Raw genomic sequence first — 7,737 nt, forward strand, 5'->3', positions numbered from 1 at the left:
CCTACACGTGGGTAGAAAAGAATGCCGGCTCCGGAGTAGCCGTACAAGAGCTCAGTACACTCAAAAGCTGGTATTTCGGCAAGATGCGTTACGAATGGATGACACGAGGCGCTTCCATCAGTTCCACCGATGACGGTATCAACAAAATCTACATGCGTTATGCCGACGTAATACTGATGCGTGCCGAACTGGAGAATGAGCTGAATGGTCCCAACGCTGCTGCTCCGTACTTGAAGCAGATACGTCAACGTGCTTTCGACCCAGCTGATTGGGCTACCGAAGTAGAAACTTATGTCAGCAATGCCAGTGCCAGCAAACAAGCCATGTTCGATGCAATCGTCGACGAACGTGCGTATGAATTCTGTGGCGAAATGCTGCGCAAAGCCGACCTCATCCGCTGGAACCTGCTGAAAGCCAAAATGGATGAAGCCAAAGAAAAGATGTACCGTTTACGCGAACTGCAAGGTGAATATGCCGATCTGAATCCTTACCTGTACTACAACATGGTGGACTACAGCGACGGAGCAGACGGAAAGACCTATGCCGAAACGGCTCTGCAGATATATGGCTTGAACCACGGTGAAACGGAAGAGAACCCCGAAGGCTACGAATATACCTCGTCCAACTCGCAAGGCGAAGTTTCCAAATGGATCAGTACCAGCAACCTGCCCGACGACAAAATAGAATCGCTCTATGCACGCGACCCGGACAAATATACATACTGGCCGATCTTCCAATACAACCTGGATGCCAACCCCTTGCTTGAGAACTATTCATGGTATTAAATAAACGGACTAATAAACAATAAACTACAATGAAAAGAAATATAATATACACCGCCTTCATGATAAGCTTACTGACCATGGGCGGTACACTGATAACATCTTGCGAAGACATCGATCCGGTGCAGGAACTGAACCTGAGCCGTGTTCTGTCACCCACTGACCTGAGTGTACGTATTCGCAACCAAGTGAACATCGAAGCCAGTTGGGGCGTAGTGGATGACCGCACCCAAAGCTATACGCTGGAACTGTATGAAGGAACTTCAGCCGAAGGTACTCCCGTCGTACAGCAAAGCGGAATTACGAGCACTACGTACACCATCAGCTCGGGAACAATGGGCGAAACCACCTACCTGCTGCGTGTAAAAGCAGTGGCCGAAGGCATTGAAGACTCGAAATGGGCCGAACTTACGACCACCACACTGGCCGAACAGATCTTCAATAGCGTAGCTTCTGCCGACATTGCCGCATTGTCTGTTACACTGCGCTGGCCGGCCGGAGAGGCTGCCGACCTTATCACACTGACACCTGCCGAGGGTTCTACAGCACCGGTTGTGACCTACAACGTCACTGCCGAAGACGTAGCCAACGGATATGCCGTCATCGAAGGACTGACAGAACAGACTGAATACACCGCTGTAATGACCCTGAATGGCCGCACACGTGGCACCGTTACCTTCAAGACAGCCATTGATACCGGCGACATGACTCAAATCGCTGCCGACGCCGACTTGGCCGCAGCCTTGGATGCAGCCGAAGAGGGAGAAAGCTTTGTCCTGATGGGAACAAACTACGAGTTAGGAAGTTATGCCGTTACCAAGTCGTTCTCGCTGACATCACTCGACCCCAACAGCCCGGCTATCGTACACGGACGCTTTACAGTAAGCGCACCGGTAAGCTCAATAACCCTTGCCAACATCGTATTCGACGGCCAAGGCGATACGGACAACATTCTGGAACTGAAAGATGCAGCAGCCAACCTGGGAACACTGACCATTGAAGGATGCGAAATACGGAACATGGGTAAACACATCATGTACAACAATGCGAAAGGTACATTTGGCGACATTGTCATCAATAACTGTATCATCGACGGCATCGATGACGGAGGTGGCGACGGATTCGACATTCGCGGAGGCTCATTACAATCGCTCACTGTCACCAATACCACCATCAGCAACGGAGTCAGAACCCTGCTGCGTTGCCAGGTAGCCAACACGGTAAATGTCACCTTCCAGAACTGTACATTCTACAACATCTGTACGTTGGACAACTCGAACAACAGCGGACTCTTCCAAATGGACAAGACCAACGACAGCAGTCTGCTCACCGTTAAGAGCTGCCTTGTATACGGTGTAGGAACAGAAAGCCCAAGTGCTACGGAATCGGGAACATGGGCCAGAAGTTCCAAGTTCAAAGCCAGTGCCGAATACAGCAACAACTATTACTATAACTGTCCCAATCTGTGGGCAAGCCTTTACAAAGACGATCATTCAGCCGTAGCCACCGAAGCCGATCCGGCATTTGCAGATGCCGCCAACGGTGACTTCACCCTGACCAACGAAGACCTTATCTACAATCAGGTAGGCGACCCGCGCTGGTACTGATGAAGACTTGTTAGGCTTCTATAGCATATAGATTCCTGTTTGACGAAAGGGGGTACATCGGACGATGTACTCCCTTTATTTTAAGGACAAACACAAAGCATGCGGACGGACAACAGCCGAAGTGTGGCAAAGAAAGGCAGGTAGTCCGATTACAAATCCCAGGTTACAGAGTTGCTGCACCCAGGTTGCAGAGCTACTGCACCTAAGTTACAGAATGGCTGCATCCAGGTTGCAGTGTCACTGCAAAGCTTAATGCAGTAACACTGCAAAGCTTGGTGCAGCGTCACTGCAAAGGTTGATGCAGTCGCTACAACCAGCATACAAGGCTATAACAACCGGCATATACCCACCCAACAACCAGCAACAGATGCTGTTTAGTAAGGAGTTATGAGGAAAACAAAAAGACGATGCAGGCGGAAACGTCTATTTCTGCTGCATCACCTTGTCACGATATTCGGTAGGAGTCATCTGCATCTTGGCCTTGAAACACTTGCTGAAGTAGCGCGGATCGTTGATGCCGACCATATACGAAATCTGCGTCATGGAGTATTCGCCCGTCTCTATCAGCTGGACGGCACGGTTAATGCGCATTTCTTTGATGAATTCCACCGGTGCCAGTCCCGTCAGTGTCTTCAGCTTCTTGAAGAAGACGGAGCGGCTGACTGCCAGTTCGCGCACCAGATCGTCCACAACCAGATCGCCATTGTCCATATTGGCTTCCATCAGTTCTACCAGCTTGTCCATGAATTTACGGTCGTTGGGCGACATCTCGGCTTTGGGCTTCTCTTCGGCTACCGTCTCGGTTCCGGCAGTCGAAACGGTGGCTGTGGCCGACATGAACTCCTGACGGAAGGCTTCCTGCAACTTGTGCCGACGGGCCAGCAGATTCTTGACGCGTGCTTTCAGGTAAGTGGCACTGAAGGGTTTGGTGATGTAGTCGTCGGCACCATACTCCAATCCTTCGAGCTTGCTCTCAATCGAGGTTTTTGCCGTAAGCAGGATAATGGGAATGTGACTGGTGGTCATATCCGTACGCAGCTCTTTCGTCATGGCGATGCCGTCCATGCCGGGCATCATGACATCGCTGATGATGATGTCGGGCAACAGTTGCAATGCCTTGTTCAATCCCTGTACGCCGTCTTCGGCCTCCACCACGCGATAATCAGCCGCAAAGATGCTGCGCAGGAACAGGCGAAGTTCCGGATTGTCCTCCACCAGCAACATTGTCTCGCGGGCAGCCGCCTTGTCGTCTTCCGTCTCAGTTGTACCATCCGGAGCAATTCCCGTTTCGGATGGAACTGCGCTTGCAACCGGTGCGTCACTGCGCTCTGTTGTGGCCGTTGCCATGCCGGCCGTAGCATCGTCCTGCAGGAATTCGGTGGTTGCATCATAGTGTTCTTTCCCTTTACAGAAGTCCACCCTGAAGCAACTGCCTTCGCCCAGCTTGCTGTCCACGGTAATGATTGCCTTGTGCATCTCGACCAATTCCCTCACCAGCGACAGACCGATACCGGTGCTGCTGGCATGGGCAAACAGTTTGTGGTCCACCAGGTTCTCGAAACGCAGGAAGAGCGACTTGCGGCGGTTCTCGTCGATGCCAATACCTTGATCCTGCACTCCGATGGAGATGGTCTTCTCGTCCTCGCGCACAAAGACGGAAATCATCTTGCCCTCGGGCGTGTATTTAAAGGCATTGGACAGCAGGTTGTACACAATCTTTTCCAGCTTGTCCGCATCGACCCACAGGTAGAGGTCGTCCTTCTCGGCCTCAAGCAGGAAGTCGATGTGATGTTCTTCGGCCACAGACTCGAAGTTCTCCATAATCTTCCGGATAAAAGGTACCACTTCCACCCGCTGCACCTGCATCTTCATCTTCCGGTTCTGTATCTTCCGGAAGTCCAGTATCTGGTTGATCAGCCGCAACATCCGGTTGGTGTTGCGTTCCACTACTTTCAGCTGTTCGCGGGCATCGTCGGGCAGCGGTGTGTTCTGCAACACATATTCCACAGGGCCGGCAATCAGTGTGAGCGGAGTACGCAGTTCGTGCGATATATCGGTAAAGAAGCGAAGCTTCATGTTCGTCAGTTGTTGTTCGATGGAGACTTTGTGCTTCAGCCGGTAGATGGTGAACAGGATGTAGACGGCCGTTACCACTACGGCAAGCAAGAAGAACACATACAGGAAGTAGGCCAGCGGCGTCTCCCAGAAGGAAGGCTCGATTTCTATCTCCAGTGTACGCACATTGTCCGTCCACACCCCGTCGGCGTTGGTCGAGCGTACCTTGAACGTATAGTGTCCTTTCGGCAGATTGGTGTAAGTGGCGGTGCGCTGCGTACCCACATAGTTCCACGCCTTTTCGAAACCTTCCAGGATATAGGCATACTGTATCTCGGAGGGAGCCGAATAGTCGAGTGCCGCGTACTGCAAAGTAAAGATGTTCTCCCGGTGCGACAATACCAGTTCGCTCACGTCGTCCAAACTTTGCTTCAGCACGGAGCTACCCGCCGAAGGAGTTACATCCTTATTCGAAATCAGCAGTTTGGAGAATACGACAGGCGGCACGAAAGCACTCTTCCGTATCGAATCGGGACTGAAAAAGAAAATGCCGTCGCTTGCTCCGAACATCATCTTTCCCTGCGAAGTATAGGCCGAAGCCGCTTCGCTGAAACGCACCCGGAAAGAAATCGACTTATCGCTGTAGTTCTCGAACCGTTCATCCGAAGGCACAAACTTGCAGACGCCGTTCTCGGTACTCATCCACAGGTTGCCCGACCCGTCTTCGCGGATGGACAACAGCACGTCCGACGGCAGACCGTTTTCCACACTGTACGACTTGAACTGCGCCTTTCCCTGTCCGTCGAGCGATAACAGTTTGTTCAGTCCGCCGCCGAAGGTAGCCAGATACAGTTCGTTCTGCCGGGTCGAGATAATCCAGTGCACATCGTTGTTGCTCAGGCTGTGCTCATCCTCCGGAATGCGCTGGAAGTGATGGAACACCGCCTCATCGGCCGACTTGAAGTCGTCTTTCACAACCAAAGCACCCAGCGTAGTGCCAATCCAGATGTTGCCCTTACCGTCGCCCGTGATGAAACGCGCCTTGTAACAGTTGTCTATGGGATAGCCTTTCAGGTGGTTGCGATGGTTCATGAACACCTCTCTGCCACTTTCGTCACGTGTCAGGTAATTGACTCCTCCACCGAAGGTAGCCACCCAGATGCGGCCCTGCTTGTCCTCGTACACACAATATACATTGTTGTCGCTCAGGCTGTAAATATCGTCTTTGCTGTAACGGTAGCGCGTCAGTCGGTACTTTCCGCCCTGCGGCTCAGCCTTGACAAGGCCGTCACCCTTGGTCGCTATCCACAGACAGTCCTTGCTGTCCTGCAAGAGGAAATAGACATTGCCTTCCATCGGTTTCCCCACAGTCGAAACGGTACCGGCCTCGGTCAGATAACCCTGATAGATACGTTTTTCGTTGTACACCCGCAACTTGCCGTCTTTCAGTCCTACCCACAGGTTGCGGTCACTATCCTCGCAGATGGCACGCACCTCGTTGCTCAACGACTCATAACTGTGTGCGACCGGAGTAAACAGGCTGAACTGGGCCGGACGGAAAGTTATCTTTTCCAGCCCCTTGGAATGGGTACACATCCACAGATTGCCCTGACGATCGGAAAAAGCGGAATGTATCTTATTGGAAAAGCGCCAACAACCGTCGGACAGGCTGTTGTAGAAAGGCCGCAGACAGTTGGCCTGCTTGTCGAAACGCGAGAATCCGCCACCGTATGGATGTACCCACACCGTTCCGTACACATCCTCGTGAATGTGGAAAGCCGGACGCGAACGGTCGGTACTGGTAGGCTCTACCGCAATAACTTCGGTCTTCAGCTGACCGGTCTGCGGATTGAAGTGCGCCACAGTTCCCGAGACTTCCTGTTCGAACCAGACTTCTCCCGTCTTGTCACGATAGGCCGACAGGACAGGTGCCTTCGGAAGTCGGGAAGCCTCGTAATGTTTTCTTGTTCCGGCAGCCGGATTGCATACAAAGAAACCGTCTGTGGCAGTAGCAAGCAACAAATCATCCCCTCCCAGACTGTGAATGGACACAACCCGCGAAGGAACGGGAAGCTGCAACAGACGGAACTGTCCGTCCCCCTTCTGATATCGCCATACACGACCGTTGTCCGAACCGAAAAAAAGTTCCTTGCCCGTCTCGCAACAGACGTAGAACGGTTGCTCCTTCGTGGCTTCCTCCTGCGCCGTCCCTGAGAAATAGAATACGGGCTCCTTGCCATCGGCCGACAGCAACCCCAGTCCGTTGTCTGTCAGCAGCCATTCGTGTCCGGACGAGTCACGATAGACATCGTTCATCCTCACTGCCGGAAAATGTTTCGACAATTCCCGATACCACTCGCACGACAAACGACATGTCGTCGCATCGGTACTTACCCTGACTGCTCCTCCCTTGTCGGCCAGCAGCCATACGATTCCTCCCTGCAACAGTTTGACGGCCCTCACATCGCAGTCGGCACCGGTTTCCGCTGTTGCCGGAACACGTTCAAAGACTTCTGTCCGCGGATCGAAACGGAACACCTGATTATCGTATGTCAGCAGCCAGATAAATCCGTACTCGTCTTCGTACATGTAGTCCACACGGTTGTTGGTCAGTGCAATGCGGTTGTTCGGACGTGCCTTATAAGTCTTGAACGAATATCCGTCGAACTTGTTGATGCCGTCCCACGTGGAGAACCACATATTCCCCTTCTTATCCTGCAGGATAGACATGATGGTATTTTGCGAAAGCCCATCCTCGGACGAGTAATGGGTGAACAGACAATCGGAATGCCCGCTTACCGGCAATGCCCACAAACACAACAGGCATCCGACAACAGTGTATAGGAGGTTTTTCATAAGCACAATCAATCTTTGGCGTAAAGATACGGATTTCAACAAGAACAGACAGTGCAAATCAAAAAAACTTGCACGCTACAAAAGTGAAAAAAGCCTATTTTCAGCAAGAATCAGGCTATAAATTCTATCTTTGCATAGGAAACCCATTTTCCAAAACCCAAACAAGAAATCCGGCAAGCAGCTGCTTTGCCGAGTTTTGCTTACGAAATTCTCCCAATCAGATATACAATCATGAAACGATTCCTCAGTCTGCTTTTATGCGCCGCATTTTGGATGCTGAACGCCGCCGCACAAACCGGCGATTCCCTGTCTTACGGCGTGACGGGCAACATGCCTTCCTTCTACACACAGCTCAAACAGCAGCTCACCTACCCCATGGCCTGGGGAAACGCCCCGACCCGCGACTTCGGCCAGTGGCGCCTACAGGCACGCGACAT

The 7,737-nt window shown here is 52.1% G+C and carries 3 protein-coding genes and 1 pseudogene; 3 read left to right on the forward strand and 1 reads right to left on the reverse strand.

The features are described 5' to 3' along the window. Window positions 1-785 (forward strand): RagB/SusD family nutrient uptake outer membrane protein (locus QVP67_RS07815; RefSeq protein WP_288180020.1); only part of this gene is annotated, 785 nt, incomplete at its 5' end. A gap of 29 nt (window positions 786-814) precedes the next feature. After that, window positions 815-2,389 carry a DUF5123 domain-containing protein gene (locus QVP67_RS07820; RefSeq protein WP_022163015.1) on the forward strand — a complete coding sequence of 525 codons (1,575 nt, stop codon included), beginning with the start codon at window positions 815-817 and terminating at the stop codon, window positions 2,387-2,389. A 423-nt stretch (window positions 2,390-2,812) separates the two neighbouring features. On the opposite strand, the gene QVP67_RS07825 is transcribed toward QVP67_RS07820, so the two are convergent. Further along, entirely contained in the window at window positions 2,813-7,300 is a 4,488-nt protein-coding gene (locus QVP67_RS07825; RefSeq protein WP_022163016.1) for a hybrid sensor histidine kinase/response regulator transcription factor, read from the reverse strand. Window positions 7,301-7,486: 186 nt separating this feature from the next. On the opposite strand from QVP67_RS07825, the pseudogene QVP67_RS07830 reads away from it, so the two are divergent. Further along, window positions 7,487-7,737: pseudogene (locus tag QVP67_RS07830) on the forward strand (hypothetical protein); the annotation flags it as partial.

This window comes from Bacteroides sp. CAG:633 (genome assembly GCF_000435115.1).
GTDB classification, from domain to species: domain Bacteria; phylum Bacteroidota; class Bacteroidia; order Bacteroidales; family Bacteroidaceae; genus Bacteroides; species Bacteroides ndongoniae.